The organism is Corynebacterium sp. MSK297 (assembly GCF_030232885.1).
Taxonomy (GTDB): domain Bacteria; phylum Actinomycetota; class Actinomycetes; order Mycobacteriales; family Mycobacteriaceae; genus Corynebacterium.
Map to the genome: position 1 here is coordinate 160,671 of NZ_JASPGD010000002.1, position 19,555 is coordinate 180,225.

General features: G+C 54.3%; 15 protein-coding genes. 3 read left to right on the top strand and 12 right to left on the bottom strand.

Annotated elements, in window-relative coordinates; genetic code table 11:
- Positions 1-7: 7 nt before the first annotated feature.
- A complete protein-coding gene (locus QP888_RS02685) occupies positions 8-499 on the bottom strand; it encodes a DUF2505 domain-containing protein (protein WP_284812007.1) in 492 nt (163 codons plus the stop codon).
- A 38-nt stretch (positions 500-537) separates the two neighbouring features.
- On the opposite strand from QP888_RS02685, the gene QP888_RS02690 reads away from it, so the two are divergent.
- On the top strand, positions 538-1,767 hold the full coding sequence (locus tag QP888_RS02690) for a UDP-N-acetylmuramate dehydrogenase (RefSeq protein ID WP_284812008.1): 1,230 nt from the start codon (positions 538-540) through the stop codon (positions 1,765-1,767).
- Here the strand turns inward: QP888_RS02690 and QP888_RS02695 are convergent.
- On the bottom strand, positions 1,764-2,144 hold the full coding sequence (locus tag QP888_RS02695) for a hypothetical protein (RefSeq protein WP_284812009.1): 381 nt from the start codon (positions 2,142-2,144) through the stop codon (positions 1,764-1,766). The two genes, QP888_RS02690 and QP888_RS02695, sit on opposite strands and share 4 nt — an antisense overlap.
- 137 nt (positions 2,145-2,281) lie before the next feature.
- Between QP888_RS02695 and QP888_RS02700 the strand changes: the two genes are divergently transcribed.
- Entirely contained in the window at positions 2,282-2,725 is a 444-nt protein-coding gene (locus QP888_RS02700; protein WP_284812010.1) for a hypothetical protein, read from the top strand.
- 136 nt (positions 2,726-2,861) lie between these two features.
- Here the strand turns inward: QP888_RS02700 and QP888_RS02705 are convergent, their stop codons facing one another.
- The 7 genes from QP888_RS02705 to QP888_RS02735 form a co-directional block, all read right to left on the bottom strand.
- Positions 2,862-3,014: a hypothetical protein gene (locus QP888_RS02705; RefSeq protein WP_284812011.1), complete on the bottom strand. Its 153-nt coding sequence runs from the start codon at positions 3,012-3,014 to the stop codon at positions 2,862-2,864.
- Between the two features lie 121 nt (positions 3,015-3,135).
- A complete protein-coding gene (locus QP888_RS02710) occupies positions 3,136-3,975 on the bottom strand; it encodes an ABC transporter ATP-binding protein (protein ID WP_284812012.1) in 840 nt (279 codons plus the stop codon).
- Positions 3,976-4,114: 139 nt separating this feature from the next.
- Positions 4,115-5,224, bottom strand: a complete 1,110-nt coding sequence (locus QP888_RS02715) for a FecCD family ABC transporter permease (RefSeq protein ID WP_284812013.1) — start codon at positions 5,222-5,224, stop codon at positions 4,115-4,117.
- Positions 5,221-6,282: a FecCD family ABC transporter permease gene (locus QP888_RS02720; RefSeq protein WP_284812014.1), complete on the bottom strand. Its 1,062-nt coding sequence runs from the start codon at positions 6,280-6,282 to the stop codon at positions 5,221-5,223. Before QP888_RS02720 ends, QP888_RS02715 begins: the two co-directional genes overlap by 4 nt.
- 110 nt (positions 6,283-6,392) lie before the next feature.
- Positions 6,393-8,945: a GNAT family N-acetyltransferase gene (locus QP888_RS02725; protein WP_284812015.1), complete on the bottom strand. Its 2,553-nt coding sequence runs from the start codon at positions 8,943-8,945 to the stop codon at positions 6,393-6,395.
- Positions 8,942-10,360, bottom strand: coding sequence for a lysine N(6)-hydroxylase/L-ornithine N(5)-oxygenase family protein (locus tag QP888_RS02730; RefSeq protein WP_284812016.1), 1,419 nt, complete (start codon positions 10,358-10,360; stop codon positions 8,942-8,944). The genes QP888_RS02725 and QP888_RS02730 overlap by 4 nt, the downstream gene beginning before the upstream one ends.
- Positions 10,353-11,891, bottom strand: coding sequence for a pyridoxal phosphate-dependent decarboxylase family protein (locus QP888_RS02735; protein ID WP_284812017.1), 1,539 nt, complete (start codon positions 11,889-11,891; stop codon positions 10,353-10,355). Before QP888_RS02735 ends, QP888_RS02730 begins: the two co-directional genes overlap by 8 nt.
- Positions 11,892-12,131: 240 nt before the next feature.
- Here QP888_RS02735 and QP888_RS02740 point away from each other — a divergent pair, with 240 nt between their 5' ends.
- Positions 12,132-13,205, top strand: a complete 1,074-nt coding sequence (locus QP888_RS02740) for an iron-siderophore ABC transporter substrate-binding protein (protein WP_284812018.1) — start codon at positions 12,132-12,134, stop codon at positions 13,203-13,205.
- Positions 13,206-13,487: 282 nt separating this feature from the next.
- Here QP888_RS02740 and QP888_RS02745 read toward each other — a convergent pair whose 3' ends face one another.
- From QP888_RS02745 to QP888_RS02755, 3 genes are all read right to left on the bottom strand, one after another.
- Positions 13,488-15,401 carry a long-chain-fatty-acid--CoA ligase gene (locus QP888_RS02745; protein ID WP_284812019.1) on the bottom strand — a complete coding sequence of 638 codons (1,914 nt, stop codon included), beginning with the start codon at positions 15,399-15,401 and terminating at the stop codon, positions 13,488-13,490.
- A 216-nt stretch (positions 15,402-15,617) separates the two neighbouring features.
- Entirely contained in the window at positions 15,618-17,498 is a 1,881-nt protein-coding gene (locus QP888_RS02750; protein ID WP_284812020.1) for a long-chain-fatty-acid--CoA ligase, read from the bottom strand.
- 275 nt (positions 17,499-17,773) lie between these two features.
- A complete protein-coding gene (locus QP888_RS02755; RefSeq protein WP_284812021.1) occupies positions 17,774-19,492 on the bottom strand; it encodes a long-chain-fatty-acid--CoA ligase in 1,719 nt (572 codons plus the stop codon).
- Positions 19,493-19,555: the final 63 nt, after the last annotated feature.

Sequence of the window (19,555 nt, forward strand, 5' to 3'; positions counted from 1 at the left end):
GCCTGGCTTAGAGGTTTTCGTTAATCCACTTTTCGGTCAGCTGGCCTTCGTTGTCGAAGAGCTCTTCTAGTGCTTCGCCAACCTTCGGTTCGATGGCTGCACCCATCATCGGGATGTTGACGGAGACGTCGTTGGTGTAGCTCAAGGTGGTGGTTTCACCTTGGCCTTCTAGTTTGATGGTGCCTTTGAAATCGACCGGGGTGCCTTTGACATCAGCCTTGTAGGAAAGCTCTGTCTTTTCGTCGGTGAGCTCGCCAACTGTGACGGTGCGCTTAACCTTCAGCGACTGCGAGACCATCGCACGGACGGCCTCCGGCAGGATGGTGACAGGTAGCAGCTCGAACAGGACGGCCTCATTATTGGAGAACTCGTTGAGCTCGCCCGGTTCTGGCGAAAGGTTTTCGGCGATATAAGCCCAGTACTTCTCGTTGGTCAACGCCTGGTGTACTTTTTCGGCGGAGTGATTGATGGTTACTGTGTTTTCGCTACGGGTAGACATGCCCTACAGACTACCCTGTGATAGTGATGAATGATTTTATGACTCAAGCAAATACGGCCCTAGATACCCCGGAGTTGCGCACGCTTGCCGACGCCGGCGTGCTCGAACGCCTTGATGGCGTGGAATTTTCTGAGTTGACGACGTTTCACCTGGGGGGTGCCCCGCGGGCTGCCGTACGAGCCGCAACTGGTGAGGCCGCCGTGGCGGTGGTCCGAGCCCTGGATGCTGCCGGGGTGGAGTCGCTGATTGTGGGTGGCGGTTCCAATTTGCTGGTGACCGACTCGCCGCTGGATGTGGTCGCGGTGATTATGGGCGATGACCACCTGGAGATCGAACCTGCCACTGGTCAGTTGCGCGCTGGCGCGGGTGCTATCTGGGATGAGGTCGTCGCTGCCAGCATCGATGCGGGGCTTGGTGGGTTGGAGTGTTTGTCGGGCATTCCGGGCTCTGCCGGTGCTACTCCGGTGCAAAACGTTGGAGCCTATGGTTCGGAGATCGCGGATGTGCTCACCCGTGTACAGTTGCTGGATCGTGCGACCGGCACCGTCGAATGGGTGCCTGCCAGCGCGCTGGATTTGGCGTATCGCTATTCCAATTTGAAATTCACCTCGCGCGGGGTGGTGCTGGCCGTGGAGTTTCAGCTGCACACTGATGGTTTGTCGGCGCCGCTGCGTTTTGGTCAGTTGGCGGGTGAGCCGGGGCAGCGCCGCGAGTCGGCGGAGGTGCGCGAGGAGGTGCTGGGCCTGCGTCGTTCCAAGGGTATGGTGCATGATCCGGATGATCATGATACGTGGTCGGCGGGTTCGTTTTTCACTAACCCGGTGGTGTCGGAATCGCTTGCCGACGAGATCACCCAGGTGGTCGCCGCCGAGCTGGGTGCCGACGAAGCTGCGGGTATGCCGCGTTTCCCGGTGGCTGCAGGAAACATAGCCACTGAGCGTTCCGGCACTGAGGGCTCTGGCTCTGAGGATTCCAGCACTGGGGGTTCCGGTGTCGGAGGGGCTTCCGGTGGGGCTGGAGATAACGCTGAACCACTGGTGAAGCTGTCTGCCGCCTGGCTGATTGATCGCGCCGGTTTTGCCAAAGGTTACCCGGGTGCGGATGCACCAGCGCGCTTGTCCACGAAGCACACCCTGGCCCTCACAAACCGGGGTGCGGCGCAGGCTGCGGACGTCGTCACGCTAGCCCGTGATGTGCGCGCCGGGGTGCAGGAAAAATTTGGGGTACAGCTCGAACCCGAACCGTTGTGGATCGGGCTGGAAATCTAGCGCGGGACTTTGATAGTGACGGTCTTTCCGCCGTAGCCATGTTCCTGGTCGTGGCCTTCGACGGTCACTTCCTGGACGTTGTCGGGGATGTCGAAGGGGCCGCGCGAGCGGGTAAATGGTTGCTCGTTGGCGTGGTCATGGCCGAGTTCGTGTTCGGCTAACACGGTGCCGTTTTCGTCGAGCACCCGCCAGCCGTCGGCGTAGCGCTCCGGGGAATCATAGGGCGAAGAGACCGTAACAGAGATGCGGTATTCGCCATCGGAACCGGAAAGTTCCGCTTCCAGGATGTCTGGGTGTTTCTGATCGGCTGCGTCCGAAGCGGCATCGTGTGCACCGACGTCGACGGGCATGATCGTGGGGACGTGCTCGTTTGCCATGGTGCCTTGTACGTTGCCTTTACGCAGCCCACCGGATTGGCGCGGGACGCCCAGAAATGTAGAAGCCCAAAAGCTTTTGCAAGTATCTGGGTACTCTAGGTTTATGTGATGCTTTAACCTCGGAGGTGTAATCCCCTATGGCGAATCAACAATCTCGTCTACATTCACAAGTTTTTGGATACAACGCTGCTCGCTGGGTGGTGATCGCAGTGACAGTAGCGATCACCATCTGGTTTTTTCTCATGATGAGTTGGATGGCGTTTCCCATGGTCATCGTGACGGCAATCGTGGTGTTGTTTCATATCGACACTCAGTTAGACCAGAAGCAGCAGACGCTAAAAATCAAAGTCCTGTGGGTCCCTGTAAAAACCTGCAACTTCGCAGATATCAAGGAAGCTGCTATTCCACAGGATCCTTTGCCATTGGAACGTAATACCTTCGGCGTGCACTTCGTCGGAGGTGCATTGTCCATGCACGCGGGCGCGGCGAACTTGGCGCTGGAGATGACAGATGGCAAAACCTACCGCGTGACGGTGGACCGGCCACAGCAGTTTGTGAAGCGGTTGAATAACACAGCTTAACGACGACGGCCACGGGCTAAGTTGTTCGCCGTTGAGTCGTTAAGCCGTGCCCTGGCCGCTGCGTGCAATAGCTGCTCGCAATACGCGACAGGTTCCGCAGTCAGCGGGGTGCCGTGGCCCAACGTGATGCGTAGCCCTAGCGGGTGCCGTTGACCACGGAGATGGCGACAATGCTGAGGCTACCCTGGGAGTGGCCGACGGCGTGGTGGCTGGCGGCGGCGTTGCGCAGCTGCTTTTCCCATTCTGAGGATTGACCAGGAAAGATGATGGCGGGCGCGCATGGAATCAAACGGTGTCAAAGGCATGCAGTGGCTTCCTTTACAGACAATATGAGTTAATTCTCATGATTGTGTTTTAGAAACCATTTGTGTGGGGTGGGTGTTGCTGAATGGGGGCGGGGTGGCAGGGGTTTACATGCCAGGAGGTGCAGCAGGCACGATCAGCGGAACCGTAGTGCCGCGTGCTTCAGACATGACTGGATCAGGGTTGACGTGGGCATCCAGGTTGAAGACTTCGCTGAGTAATTCAGGTGTGATGACCTGAGCAGGGCTGCCGCTGGCGTGTATTGCTCCATCTTTCATCACCACGAGATGATCGGAATAGCGGATCGCAAGGTTGAGATCATGAAGCACCATAACGATGGTTCGACCTAATTCATGCTTCAGGCGCGTGACCAAATTAAGAACGTCGATGGAATGCGAAAGATCCAGGTAAGTAGTGGGCTCGTCTAAAAACAACACTTCAGTCTGTTGTGCAAGCACCATGCTGATCCACACTCGTTGGCGTTGACCTCCAGATAATGCTTCTAGCGAGCGTTCAGCTAGATGCGCAGTGTTCGTGAGTTCGAGTGCGCGCAACACCTCTTGTTCATCGGCAGCGGACCACTGGTTGATCCACGACTGGTGCGGGTGGCGTCCGCGTGCGACCAGATCCGAGACTAATAATCCCTCCGGTGCACTGGGGGCCTGGGGCAAGACCCCTACAGTTTTTGCCAGGTTTTTACGCTTCATTGTGGTCGCGTCTTTACCGTCGACGGTCACCGTGCCTTGGCGCATGGGAATGAGTCGGGAAACTGCGCGCAAGAGGGTAGATTTTCCACAACCGTTGGGGCCGATGATGGTGGTGATTTCTCCACTTGGGAAATTTACCGAAAGATCATCGATGACGATGTTATCGCCATAACCGACACAGATATTTTGTGCATTGACGCTGACACCACGGTTAGGGGGTGTAGAAATTGGATTGTTCATCGTCTTATTCTTAGTTCCTGTTTATTCTTAGTTCTTGTTACGAGTTGTTTTTAACCTGAAGTGCTTGCATCGAATTGGCTTTGAGCGCCGGGATATGAAAATCGTGCGGAGACGATCAGCGCCTCGGGGACAATTCCGATCATGACGACCTAGAACGCTTGAGATTCGAGCTGATAAGCAAGTAGAGCAGGAATACGCCACCAAAGGCGGACGTCACGATGCCAACTGGGAGATCTACAGGAATATTCGTGCGAACCACGAGGTCAGCTCCTAACAGTAAGATCGCTCCCATGAACGCAGAAGCGACTAGCGGTGGCGTGGAGAGCCTGGTGATGCGTACCGCCAACTGCGGTGCGACAAACGCTACGAATCCGATTGGTCCAGCTGCGGCCACGGCGATTGATGCCAGAGTTACTGCGATAACCAAAAAAGTTAGCTGTGTGCGTGAGACTCGAAGGCCAAGTGCGGCGGCGAGATCTTGGCCAAGCACGGCAGCAGTTAGCGTGTAGGCCATCCAAGCTAATAGAGGGACGCAGATGAGGATCACGAGTGCTACCGGAATGGCGCGGTCCCAGTTAGTCGAATTGAGGGAACCTGCTAACCACTGTTGCGCAGTAGCGGCATCTCGTAACTCTGCTCGTGTCATCAAAAAGCCGATATAAGCATTCATGAGAGCCGTGATGATGATTCCGAATAGCACCAGCCGATAGGCATCGAAACTGCCCCGTGATGAAAGGATCCAGACGACAGCACCAGTAATGAGACCACCAGCCAGTGCAGCAAGGGGTAAGCCGAAGGCGGCAATCTTTCCGGCTACCGCAGCAAAAGCTCCAACGCCTCCACCGAAAGTAAGCACGGTCACGGCGGCTGCAGAAGCGCCAGAGGTAATACCAAGTATGTCTGGACTAGCAAGTGGGTTGCCAGTCACTGATTGAGTTAGCGCACCAGCCAACCCCAGTGCAAAGCCTACCGTCAGCGCTGTTAAAGCCCGCGGCATACGCCAATCGAAAACTGCGATACGTTCAATACGAGAACCGTCGCCAAGGAAAATTATGCGCAATACCTCAGGGATAGTTATAGGATAATCGCCGATGGCGATCGAAGCAGCAAAGATGATCACTGCTGCGCAGATCATCGCGATGGTGCTAAAAAGAACCCACGGGCGCCAGACTAGAGAGATACGCCCCTTGCGTAGCGCTGGTCGCCCCGGCACCACTGGACGGGACAGTAGATGTGGTGAGCTTGTCATAGAGCAACTACCTTCCGCCGATAAATGAGGTACATAAAGAATGGTGCACCGACGAATGCCAGCACGATTCCCACTTGTAATTCACCCGGTCGGGCAATGAGACGACCCAAAATATCTGAAAGCAACAATAAGCTAGCACCGGTCAGTGCTGAATATGGAAGAATCCACCGGTAATCAGGCCCGCACAGACTACGAGCAATATGCGGTACAACCAAACCAATGAAGCCGATCGGGCCCGCGGCCGCCGTGGCAGCTCCCGCAAGTAACGCGATGACCACCATGCCGAGTAACCGAGCCCGGTAAGTATTGACGCCAAGCGCACTAGCTGCGTCGTCGCCAAGATTCAGCAGATTCAAAGTAGGCGCGGTTGCCAGTGCAACTATGAGTCCGACCGCGATAAATGGCGCGGTGCCCCAAAAAATTGAAAGATCCCTGCCAGATAATGCGCCAACGCTCCAGAAACGCATCCGGTCCAGACTGTTGTCGTCGATGAGCGTGAGTGCAGTGGTCATGGAATGCAGCACCGCTGATAGTGCAGCGCCGCCAAGGATTAACGTGAGTGGATTGATCTGCCCCCCACCCAGCGAGGCAAGACCGAAAACTAATGCAGTGGCAAGAACTGCACCACCAAAAGCCACGACGGATGTGCTCAAGGCTGAAGTGAGCCCAAACGCGAAAAAGCCTAGGACGACCGCGAATGCTGCGCCCGCTGAAACTCCCAAAAGTCCTGGGTCAGCCAATGGGTTTCGTGTATGGCCTTGGATTAATGCACCTGCGACACCGAGTGCTGCACCGACAAATAAGCCGATGAGGGTGCGGGGCCAGCGGAGATCTGCGATAACGCGAGCGTCCGCGGAACCAGACTGAGGTTCGTCTAGCAATGAAGGTAGATTAATTAATGCTTGCAAGGCATCAGCTAACGCAATTGGGCGGGCACCAAATAGCAAGCTGCCAAGTGTCACAGCTAGGACGACGAAGACGAGAATGATGAGTCCCGTAACGCGACGTGTGCGCAGGGACCGCGATGATCGCATATCTTCTCGCGAGTTGTTGCGCATGCTTCGTCTCGAAGATAATCTTGTCGATTTCATAGTAAAGACTAACCTATTAGATCATTGAGCTCAGTGATAAATCTTAAGTCTTGGAACAAACACGCGCGTGGCACCATTTAGACACCGTGCAGGGGATTTTCCAGTTCACCGGCGTAGATGAGCGACGAATCTTGGTCACCAAGAGTAACCATAGTATGAGGGTTGCGAAGCTGTAACCGGTTTAACGTCGAATGCCGGAATCTCGGTGCTAATAGGGCCTGCCAAAGCCTTGCTTGTCGAGAATCTCCGGTAGTTAGTTCAGGATGATCCTTGGCATATGCGCAGGCAACTTGTCGAAGCTGGTCCCAAAAAATTTCTTCTTGGAGAATTCCATGATCGTCAAGAAGCGCTGCAAGGTGGCGGAGAACGCCATCAATAACATCAGTATGTATTGAAAGCGCTTGTTGGGATAAATCTTGCGGTGAGTCAGAACAGCAACGAGCTCGCAAACGTTCTAGACCAGCAGGAACAGGGGTCTCGTCCGAAACCACGGCTATTTCTTCGCCAAGGTCCTTATGATAAATGCCAACCGGTTTATTCTTGTTGAGACGCAATATGACGTTTTCCGTATGAGGCATGAAAACAATTCCGTAACGTACCAGGGCATGAATTAGAGGACGAACGTACAAAGTCAAAAGTTGGTTGATCCAATCAACCGCCGTTAAATCGCTCTGATTAATCCAGGCGCTTATAAGAGATATTCCTTCGTCGTCAGTGTGAAGTATGCCCGCTAGCGTAGATAAAGTGTCACCGGCATTTAACGCGGGAGTAGTTTCGGGGCTGAACGGGGATTGTCTCCACAACGCAGCGGTCATTTTAGTGTGAGGACTGTCGTTAGTGAAGCGATGGTAGACACTGCCTGTATATCCCACAGACGCTATCTCAGGGAGAAATCCAATGCCTGATTGAGAAAATTCTGGATCATCTCCGATTAAGTTCAGCAGCCAGCGATTAACTCGTGGAGTTGACTCCATGTAATGTGCAGATAGTCCGCGAGTAAAACCCATGTTACGAACCGCGACGGCGGTTTTTACGTATGGTGCAGCTGGAATAGAAGTATTGAAAAAAGTACGCAGAGATTGTTGTGGTCGGTAGGCGTCGCCCTTTCGACCGAGTACATGAATTCGACCAGCAGCTAGATCAGCGGAGAATGTGGTGGTAAAACGCTGCTCCCACTGCCAAGGGTGAACAGGTAGGGGAATGTAGTCGTCTGGATTAATACCAGCTAGTTTACAACGCTCTTCAAAATCTGGTACCAGTGCCAATATAGCGTCGTAAGAAGACTGAGAAGAACCCGATTCCTGCCCATGCTCGTAGTCGATTGTTGCAAGATGCGCAAAATTTTTGTCCACGGCACACCAAACAAGATCAGTAGTACTACTGAGTTCTGGCGAGAAAGCACGAAGTTGAGTTTCGCCCATCCCCCCGCGACCTGAGTTAGCTAAGAAGCCCGGGTGGCCAGTTACCATCGCAGATTCAATGGCTTGGAATAGCTCCACAGGATCTCGAGTAGCGTCCGTCAACTCTGTAGATGTTGGGCGTGGCATGGCTAAAGTCCGAGCACGTGCGGCGAAAGTTGCAGAAATTTCTTCCAGGTACGTTTCGCGCGAACTCTTTGCGATACCAAGTTGCTCAGCTGCATCTGCGATACCTGTAACGATATCGGGTGTCCACGTGAGATCTGCGGGATCGTGGATGCTGAGCGGATCTACGCTGAGATGAAGCAGTCTATGCTCGCGAGCCCGAAAAATCAGTTTCCGGGATCCCCAGCTAACTTGATAGGAGCGCCATCCGCTGTGGTTGCCATCGTTAGGCTCAGTCTTATTAGCAGATTCTTTGATCTTTCGCGGGGATATAAGTCTTTCATGGGTGAATTCCCGCAATGCTTTGGCGAAAAGTTCGCGGTGTACTGCTTCAGCGGTTTTGGCTAAGTGGCCGATACCGAGTGTTATGGGGCTGGATAGATCTGTGGGCTTAACTAGCTCCCAGGGGGTAGGCGCAATAGGATAGCTCAGAGGGGCATTCGGAGAGCCCAAAAAATCAGGGCGTGTGCAAAATTGGATTAACGCGGTTTTCGGTTTTCCGGACATCGTTAAGGTTGTTTTGAGCCCTGGTTGGGTGAATCCTGTTCGGGCGTTTTTATGATGGATTCCCAAATTAGAGGCATCGGGCTCGACGACGATTCGGTTCACCTCACGGTGGCTAAAAATCCAGCGGACTAGAGCGGAGAAGATGTTATCGGTAAGTCCATGGATGCTCTTGCCTATAGGAGGCGAAACTAGGATGTGCATCCCGATATCGCCTTTGTCGAGGGTGAGTTCAGAACATGTGTTAAGTACAACGTGGGTTGGGTCGTAGGTTTCCGAAAGAGCAATCGGATTTCCGTTGAGATGTAGTAGCCAAGCCTGTTCGGCATTGCTTGTTTCGATGCGTCGGTATTCTGCCAAGATCTCTTCTTCACTGGCATCTAATGCACCCCAAAACTGCGAACGAGGATGAGTGACCCATGTATGTAGCGTTTTAGCATCCTTTGTTGGTTGCACTGGGCGAATATTGATTACCCCTAACGAAGTATGTATTGCACCAGGAATCAGGCTGATTGGGTGGCATGATTGTTGTGACTTACTCATACGTTTTCTCCTCCAAATTGTTGGAAAGTCCAGGAATCTTCCACTTCATAGACTGTGCGCCCGCATATGCTGTTGAGAATGATTGAGTTCCGCCAAGCTCCCATTCCCAAGTCTGGAGCGTTAAGGCTATGGGTATGTTCTTCGGCGTTGAGCACGTATAAGTCACGCTGCTGGTTAACCGTAAAATCGAGATTTACGTCCAGACGTCCTTGTTTGTCTGTGTTGATTTCGCCTGTTTCTGCAGCTGCAATCAAATGCGAAGGTATGGCAGGGCGCCCGTAGCCTGTAGCGAGGATGACGGCATCAGTCGCATGTATGTCGGCATTACCGGTTTCGTTGTTGGTCAGCTTCAGTAATATTTGGCTCTCTGCGGCCTGCTCGTTGCTGTTTAGTTCGTATGAGTTTTTGGGATCACTTTCTGTGAGCAACTCTACGGTGACATCCGGGCGTAGCTCTCCGCGTAGCGGAGTGGTAATGGACAGTTGATATAACGTGTCGTAAATATCGTTAACTAAATCGCCGGAGATGCCCTTGTACAGGTTTCGCTGCTGGCGATTAATTTCGTCGCGTCGTGCTTCTGGGAGTCTGTGGAAGTGGCGCACGTAGTCCGTACTGGTTAACTCCAAGGTAAGCGCAGTGTATTCCATTGGGAAGAAACGGGGTGATCTTGTTAACCAATTAAGACGGCGACCGGTTGCCGCGAAGGGCTCCATCAGGTGACGATAAATTTCTGCTGCAGATTGTCCGGAACCGACGATGGTCAACGACTTTATGTCTTCACTATTCGATAAGCGTTCTGCATGAAATAGGAAGTCAGAACTGTGAATAATGTTTTTGGTCTGATTCCTAGATTCGACAAGCTTGGGTTGGAGCGAAGTAGGGACATAAGGTTGAGTTCCCGTTCCGTTGACAAGATTCTTCGCAAGTACGGCCCGGGGGCTTTTGCCCCCAATCTGGACTCGCCAAAGGCCGTCTTCCGTTCGATGAACATTTGTTACGGGGCTAGACCATTGGAGAGTGCTAAGTTGGTCTGCAACCCAAGCGCAATAATCAGAGTATTCCGTACGATATGGATAAAAAGATTCGCGAATATAAAACTGATAAATTCGCCCCTGTCTTTTTAAATAGTTTAGGAAGCTCCAAGGGCTGGTGGGATCGGCCAGACTGACGAGGTCCGCCATGAAGGGAACCTGGATCGTAGAGTTTGAAAACATTACGCCAGGGTGCCAACAAAAATCTTCATTTTCGTCGAAAAATATAGCTTTGAGATCATTCGATTGCACCAAGGGATGTGCGAGTGCCGCCATTCCCAGATTGAAAGGACCGATGCCGATACCGACAATGTCAAAAACTTCCTCGGCAGCAACGCGCTGAGTTATACTCGTTGACGGTTGTTCGTGGATTTTCTTAGTCATCAACTTCCTCTTTGCTTTGTAGTCTGGCGCACTCAGTTGTTCCAGCCGCACAAATTTTCTCTAATGCATAATGCATATCATCCATAGTGAGATGTGGGTTCAATATCGTGAGTTTCAGGTAGATTTTGTCGTTGCGTCTGGTGCTGGCTATGACGAGTTCGTTAGCGTTGAACAATTGGCGTCGGATTTCATCGTTGATTCTGTTGACAACTTCGGTGTCCTGTAGGCAAGTATTTGAGCTTGGTTTACCTGACAGTGGTGGCAGGTAACGGAAAAGAACCGTGCTCAATGTAGGGTCCGTGAGTAGTTCTAGTTCTGGGAAGTCACGAACCATCACTGCTGTATCGGTCGCAATTTCGCAGCATCTATCGAATGCTTGACCTAACGCTTTGGGGCCTTCGGCTCGTAGGCTAAGCCACAATTTGAGTGCGTCGAATCGTCTGGTTGTCTGTAGTGAACGGTTTGCAAGGTTCATTCGAGTGTCGGTCTCGGGATTAAGGTAATCCGAATGCCAAGTGACATTTTCTAGTTCAGTGAGGTCGCGGTAGATCAAAGCTGAACACGCGACTGGTTGGAAAAATGATTTGTGAAAGTCAAGGCTAAATGAATTTGCTTGGTGAAGCCCAGAAAGTAGTTTTTGGTCTTTATTGCTGAGCAGCAGGGCACCACCATAAGCACAATCCACGTGCACATAAATTCCATGTTGCTGTGCTATCTGGGTTGCTTGTGCAAGCGGGTCGATTGCCCCGAGATCTGTTGTACCTGCGGTGAGAACTAAGCAGGCTATGGTGAATTTTTTATCGGACTCGAGTAAAGAATCGATTGTTCTGCGGAGGGAGGCGATTTTTAGGACGCCATTTGAATCGCTGTCGATTGTAATTACCGCTTCCTTTGGGAGACCCAAAATATGGGCGGAGCGAGCAATAGAATAATGCGCCTCTGATGAACAAAGAATCCGAAGGGAGTCTAAGCTCGAGCCTGATTGCAAAGCTTTTTCACGGGAAGTGTAAAGGGCCTGTAAATTTGATTGCGTACCACCTGAGGTGAACGTTCCAGTTGCTTTATGAGGATTCATTCCTGCGGTGGCAGCGAACCACTTTATTAGTTGGTCCTCGATAATTGCTGCGCCGCGTCCTTGATCCCAGCTTTCGACCGCAGTATTCAATCCTGCAGAGATGGTTGCACCGGCAAATCCTGCTGCCGTTATGGGGCAATTTAGATGGGCAAGATAGCGGGGTGAATCATAACGGATAGCGTGCGATATCCAGAGGGTATTGAGTTCTTTTAGTGCTTTGTCTAGTGATCCCAGTGGTGTGTCAATTTCTACAGTGCCGAACGCCGTAGAAAGCGAGTCGACGTCAAGGTCCTGGCTGGGATGCAGGGTGTCAGGTGAAGGGGTAAAAGTCGGTGCAAGGGCTATATCAAGCGTTTGCTCGGCGGATGATAGGGCGTGCTTGTGGCTATAGCCGTCACCAAGAAATTGTAAGCCTGATCGTGCTTGCGGAGCGAACTTGTCAAAAGGGGCATCCATAGAGTGGATACTAAGGTAAGCCTGTGGTTGTGTCAACGAATGAGTAGTGTGTGTTTCTTGTTATTTTGATGGGTGCACTAGCATCTGGCATCTGGTTTGTTAAGTAGGTAAACCTTGCATAATGTGTCGGATGTCCTATATTCTGACATTGTTTATCAGACTTTCTGGTGACCTTACGGAAAATCGTGCCAACAATGTGTCGTATGGTGGTGCGTGGAATCAATGAAAGAAGGAATGAGCATGTCATCTCTTATGCCCCATTCGGTTTTGCATGCAAGCAACCGTAGAGGTTTAATTTCCCGTCTAGCAGCAATTGTCTCTTCTATGACCTTGATGCTTGGTCTTGCAGCGTGTGCTGAAAATGGCGACAGCAATGATGCTGCCGACAACAACTCTGGTGAAACACGCACGATTGAACACGCACTTGGCGTTGCCGAGATTGAGGGCACACCCGAACGTGTGGTTACCCTTGGCCAGGGTTCCACCGAGACTACTCTTGCACTCGGCGTGGTCCCGGTCGCCGTTGAATCCTATGAATGGGGTGCCGATGAGTCGGGCTACTTGCCATGGGTCAACGAAGAGCTCGAAGAAATGGGCGTCAAAGACGACGAGAAGCCAGAGCTGATTACAGGTGCCGAAGAACTTAGCGCGGAAGAGATTGCGGCGCTGGAACCTGACCTGATCTTGGCCCCTTGGTCTGGCCTTACGCAAGAGCAGTACGACCAGATCAGCGAGATTGCGCCAACCGTCGCGTACGAAGAAGAGCCATGGGTCATTACTTGGGAAGAACAGATCAATACTGTTGCTGAAGCCCTGGGTAAAGGCGACCAAGCGCAGGACTTGATCGACGGTATCAACCAGCAGTTTGACGATGCCAAGGAAGAATCTTACGGCGAGCACACCTTCAGCTTCATCTATAACTCTGGAGTGGGAAACTACGGCATCTTCCTGCCAACGGAACAGCGTGTTCAATTCGTGACCAAATTGGGCCTCCAGGTAGACCCTGCGGTTGAAGAGTTCCGGGATAGTGTCGTTGCGGGAACTGACTCTGCGACCGTCAGTGCAGAAAACCTGGATAAATTGAATGATTCAGATTTGATCTTCACCTTCTACTCTGACGAAGCCTCGCGTAAAGAACTGCACGCAGACCCTGCGTACTCCAGTATCGCTGCTATCGCACAGGGTGCTGAGGTTGCTCCGACCGACCAGTCCTTTGTTACGGGGTCATCGATGATTAACCCACTGACTGTTCCATGGACAATTGAACGGTACAAAGAGCAGATTGACGACGCGCTGGCAAAAGCCCAGCAATAGATTGACGCTGTTCTCTGAATCGTGTGAGCAATTTCGATTTCAGAGACGCTAAAAACCGCCGTGGGTGGCCAACGTACATGGCTTTCCATGGCGGTTAACTATTGGAAAAATCAGTGAAATCAGAGCCAGGCCGGCGTGCTGACGTCGGTGTGCGATCCCTGCACCACACTGGCCAGAAAAGCTCAAGGGCCTGGCCCCGATGTTTTATCGGAGTCAGGCCCTTTCGGCAGTACGACAAGCAGAACTAGCAGAACTAACTAGCAGAACTAGCCCGGCGAAGTGCTACTTCTTGTCAGCCGCGTCGGCGGAATCTTCTGCCTCAGCAACCGCATCTTCGTCCGGCTGCGCGTCGGCAAGATCTTCTACCTCGACACCCTCAACGTCGGATTTTTGGTGGTCTGGCTGCTCATCGAGCGGCTTCGCCTTTCCAGAAGTATCGGAATCCTCGGAACCGTCAGCCTCGTCAGCGTCGTCCTTTTCCTTCGGCACCAGGCCCAACATATCCAGCAAGTCGGCCTGAACTTCGCGGCGGCGCAGCTTACCGATCTGGTCAGTGGCGAGCTCTTCGAAGTGATAGAAGGTGCGCGGTACCTTGTAGGCAGTCAGACGCTCGCGGCAATAGTCCTTCAGGCCATCCGGATCCAGTGCAGCACCGGCACGCAGCACGACGCAGGCCACGACGTCTTCCGAGCCGTCCTTGCGCGGACGCCCCACGACGGCGCACTCTTCCACATCAGGGTGCTGACCCAAGCAGTCCTCGACCTCGCCAGGGTAGACGTTGAATCCACCGGTGATGATCATTTCCTTAATGCGGGACACGATGCGCACGAAGCCATCTTCTTCCATCACGGCCATATCACCGGTGCGGAACCAGCCATCATGGAAGGCGTTTTCCGTGGCTTCCTCATTGTGCAGGTAGCCCTTGAAAACCTGCGGGCCGCGGCCAAGCAGCTCGCCTTCCTCGCCATCCGGCATGGTCTCTTCCAAATTATCCGGGTTGGCGATGCGTACCTCAGTATCCGGGAATGGGATACCGATATAACCCGGGCGACGGTTTTCCGAGTGCGGGTTACAACACAACACCGGCGAGGTCTCGGTCAAGCCGTAGCCTTCCACCAGCAGGCCGCCGGTGCGCTGTTCCCACTTCTCGACGGTGGCCTCTGGCAACGGGGCGGCACCCGAAATGGAATTGGCGATGCCTTTCAGGTCGATGTCTTGTTTCTCGGCTGCCTCCATAACCTTGGAGTACAGCGTCGGCACGCCAGGCATCCAGGATGGCTTGCGGTTTTTGATGACGTCCATGAGCAACGGGATTTCCGGCTTCGGTACCAGCACCATCTCGCCACCCAGCGATACCGCAAGGCCGGCGATCAGCGTGAGGCCGTACACGTGGAACATTGGCAGGGCACCCAGCACGCGCTCGTCCGGGTTGCGGCCCAGGGTAGGGAAGAACGCCAAGATCTGGGCGATATTCGCGGAAATATTGCCCTGGGTGAGCTCTGCACCCTTTGGTGCGCCGGTAGTGCCCGAGGTGTAGAGGATCAGCGCGGTCGTGTCACTAGTGACACAATCAGGGGTACGGATTTCTCGCCCGTCGCCACCGAAAGCCTCACTGGCCAGGGACTCAAAAGAGATGGTGTTGGGTGCAAACTGGGATAGCTGCTTGCGTTTTTCGCGGATCGACGGCAGTGGCAGGTAGCGCAGGGCCAGCTGCTTGGTGCGCGGCATTGCGTTGATCATGTTGACCGAAATGATGGTCTCCAGTGGAGTCTTGCTGCGCACCTGCTCCAACATTGGGGCGGCTTTGTCCCAGCAAATCGCGATGCGTGCGCCGTGGTCCTGGAACAGACCTTCCAACTCGTGGGCGGTATAGAGCGGGTTGTGTTCGACGACAGTCGCACCAATTTTCTGGATGGCATAAAACGCAATAACGTGCTGTGGACAGTTCGGCAACAGCACTGCCACGCGGTCTCCCGGGCCTACGCCGAAGGCCTTCAGGCCGGCGGCGACAGCGCGTACGTTCTTGTCGAGTTCGCTATAAGTCATCGACTCGCCAAAAAAGTATGTCGCCTGCCGGTGGTGGTTATTGGTCAGGTTGTTGTCGTACAAGCTCAGCAGAGTCTTGTGCTCGTATTCCGGCTTTTCCGGAATATCGCCGTAGTGCTGTAGCCACGCCTTGGTATCCGAAGCGGTCATTGCTACCTCCTTGAGTAGGGGTGTTGTGCATCACACGATTTGAGATAACCCCACCCTACCAATTGGTGAGTAGTTTCACGTAACCAACGCGGATTTCGTGCGAAGCCGAGAATACTCCCAGCATACAGGGGTGTGTAATGCGAAAAGGGCGTGCCGACGCTTGCGGTGGTGCGTCGACACGCCTTATTTTGCGTCGTTTTTGCGAATCTCGATTCGCTAGTTTTCGGACTCTCCCAAGCGCTCCATTAGATCGGCTTGTACCTCACGTCGGCGGATTTTGCCCAGTTGGTCGCGGGCCAATTCTTCAAAGTGGTAGAAGGTGCGTGGAACTTTGTAACGGGTTAAGCGCTGACGGCAGAACTCGCGCAAACCTTCCGGATCTAACTCGGCGCCGTCGTTGAGAATCACACAGGCGACCACATCTTCCGAACCATCCTTGCGCGGGCGCCCCACCACGGCGACATCGGCGACGTCGCGGTGTGAACTCACGGTTTCTTCCACCTCCGCCGGGTGCACGTTGAAACCACCGGTGATGATGATTTCTTTCAGGCGCGAGACCAGCCGCAAAAAACCGTCTTTTTCCATGATTCCGACATCGCCGGTGCGGAACCAGCCATCGTGGAAAGCCTCCTCGGTGGCTTCCGGCTTATTCAAGTAGCCCTGGAACACCTGTGGCCCTTTGACTAGGACCTCGCCTTCTTCACCATTTGGCATGGTCTCGTCGAGGTTGTTCTGGTTGGCGATGCGGATCAAGGTATTGGGCATAGGGACGCCGATAAAGCCCGGACGGCGATTTTCGTTGACTGGATTAGCAACGATCACCGGTGAGGTTTCGGTCAGGCCGTAGCCTTCCACCAACAGGCCGCCGGACAGTTTTTCCCACTCGTTGACGGTGGCAGCAGGCACTGGGGCGGCACCGGCAAACGAGTACCGGATGCCCCGTAAGTCGAGGTCTTTGTTTTGCGCTTCCTCGGCGATCTTGTCGTAGAGCGTCGGCACGCCTGGCAGCCAGGTTGGCTTCCGCTTTTTGATGGCATCCAGCATCAACGGGATTTCCGGCTTCGGCAGCAGAATGATTTCGCCACCGATGTAGACAGAAAGCGCTCCGATAAGCGTGAGGCCATAAACGTGAAACATCGGCAGCGCGCCCATCAACGTTTCTGGCTTTTCGCCAATGCCCGGTAGCCAGTATTTGGCCATTTGCACATTGGAGCAGATATTACGGTGGCTGAGCATCGCGCCCTTCGGTGCGCCGGTGGTTCCCGAAGTGTAGAGGATGAATGCGATGTCATCCGGGGTAATCGTCGGCTCGGGTTCTAGGTGCTCGCCGGTGCCGCCGATCGCGCCGTCGAGAAGCATGCCGTAAGGAATCGCGTTGTCGGCTTGTGCTGTGAGCATGTCGCGTTTTTCGCGTACCGACGGCAGCGGTAGGTAGCGCAAGGCCAGCTGCTTGGTGCGCGGCATCGCCGCGACCATATTGACCGCGATCAGGTTTTGCAGCGCAGTGCTGTGGCGGAGTGGTTCCAGAGATTCGGCGATTTTGTCCCAGACGATCGCGGTGCGCGCCTCGTGGTCTTTGAACAGGCCTTCCAGCTCATACGGGGTGTACAGCGGGTTGTGCTCGACGACGGTGGCGCCCAGGCGGTGGATCGCGTGGATCGCAACGACGTGCTGCGGACAATTGGGAAGGATCACAGCTACTCGGTCACCCTTGCCGACGTCCAGTGATTTCAAACTCGCAGCTACCGCCCGGACCTGCTTGTCGATCTGCGCGAAGGTTGTGGTCTGGCCGAAAAACCAGGTTGCGTTGCGGTCCGGATGCTTTTTGAGGTTATCGATGTAGTTGTCGACGAGCGTGATTTCAGCGAGTTCGATTTCCGGTGGGCAGGCGTCGTTGTAGTGCTGGAGCCAGGCGCGGCTTTCGAATGCTGTGGCTGCGCCGGTGGCGTTGGACCCAACTGATGATGCACTCTCGGTGGTGTCCTTGAGGGCGTGCTTCGGTGAGGAGTTCTCGGAGTTCGAGGAGCTTTCGGCGTTCGGGGAGTTTTCAGTGTTTGAGGAGCTCTCAGTGCTTGAGGAGTCTTCAGATGGAGACATGGGAAACAATCCTCCTGTGGTTGTCCTGTGGCGTTGATGGCCACACCGGGGCATGTGCTGTGAACCACGTGCATACGAACTAACAACCGGTAGCTAACGACCGCTAGCATCCTGTGACGTAAGTATGTGATCTAGATTGCAGTTTTGGTTCTGTAACCACAGTAGGTGATAAAAGTCTGGCTGGCTAGTATTTTTGTTTTCACTCACGAAATAGGCAGGTTTTGCGTGTTTCTGCCTGTTTATGCGTGTGCGCCGCTGCGGGCTAGCTATCTAGCCTAGCTCTCATCCTCTAAGCGCTTTAGCAGGTCAGCCTGCACCTCGCGACGGCGGATTTTGCCCAGTTGGTCTTTCGCCAGATCCTCGAAGTGATAGAAGGTGCGCGGTACCTTGTATGGAGTCAGCCGTTCTTTGGCAAAAGCGCGCAGTCCCTCTGGGTTGAGCTCAGCACCGTCGCGAAGCACCACGCAGGCCACGACATCCTCGGCACCGTCGGAACGCGGACGCCCAACCACGGCGCACTCGACGACGTCGGCATGACTCAGCATGGTCTCTTCTACCTCGCCCGGATACACGTTGAATCCACCCGTGATGATGATTTCCTTGATGCGCGAAACCAGCCGGATAAAACCGTCTTTTTCCATGATTCCGACATCGCCGGTGCGGAACCAGCCATCATGAAACGCTGCCTCTGTGGCTTCCGGGTTGTCATAATAACCGTGGAAAACCTGTGGGCCGCGGGCAAGTAACTCGCCTTCCTGCCCGTCGGGAAGCGTCTCATCTAGGTTGTCCGGGTTGGCGATGCGCACCTGCGTGTCTGGAAACGGCACGCCAATATAACCCGGGCGGCGGTCCTTGCTCATCGGGTTGCCCACCAGAATGGGGGAGCATTCAGTGAGGCCGTAGCCTTCCACCAGCAATCCGGAGGTGGCGCGCTCCCAGTTTTCCACGGTGTGCACCGGCAGGGTTGAGGCCCCGGAAAAAGCATTGCGGATCTTGGACAGGTCGATGCCTTTGTCCTTGGCTGCCTCGATGATTTTCTCGTACAGCGGTGGCACGCCCGGGATCCATGTCGGCGGGTGTGTTTTCATGATGTCCATCAGCAGTGGAATCTGCGGCGACGGCAGCAGTACCATCTCCGCACCCAAAAAGGGGCCCAACGTGCCGAAGAATGTCAGACCATACGCGTGGAACATGGGCAGCGCGCCCAACAGGCGTTCGTGCTGGTCGCCCAGGCCGGGCACCCAGTGCTTGCCCTGCAGGATATTGGCATACAGATTGCCGTGGGTCAGCTGCGCGCCTTTCGGGCTACCAGTGGTGCCGGATGTGTACAGAAGCAGCGCTGGGGTGTTCTTGTCGACGCCGTCGGCTGGGGTGAAATCGTGTGCGGAACCGCCCATGGAGCCGTCGGCAAGCATGGAAAACGGCACGGTATTCGGAGCCGGGGCGGTCAACTGCTTACGGGTTTCGCGGATTTTCGGCAGCGGAATGCGCAGAGCCAGCTGCTTCAATTTCGGCATCGCTTCGATCATGTTCACTGAAACGATTGTTTCCAGCGCCAGGTCGCGATCCTGGCGTAGCTTCTCCACCGTTTCCGCGGCCTTATCCCAGACAATCGCCACACGGGCGCCATGGTTGACGAACGGATCGTGCAACTCGTGTGCCGTGTAGAGCGGGTTGTGCTCGACGACGATCGCTCCCAGCTTGAGCACAGCATAAAACGCAGCCACGTGCTGCGGGCAGTTCGGCAAAATGAGCGCGACACGATCGCCCGGCTCGACGCCAAGCGAGCGTAGGCCAGCGGCAATGCCGCGGACCTGCTCATCGAGCTCGCCGTAGGACATGCTGCGGCCGAAAAACCACGTCGCTGGCTTATTCCGGTTGATTGCCAAGTTGTTGTCATAAACGTCCAGCAAGGTCACGTTGCCGTAATCGAGCGTGTGTGGGGTGGATGGTGCGTAATGCTGCAGCCATGCCTGTGATTCAAAAGCCGACATAGAAACTACCGTGCTTCCTTCGTGCTGGGGGTCTACTGGGACTGGTTTTATAGAGCGGTTTGT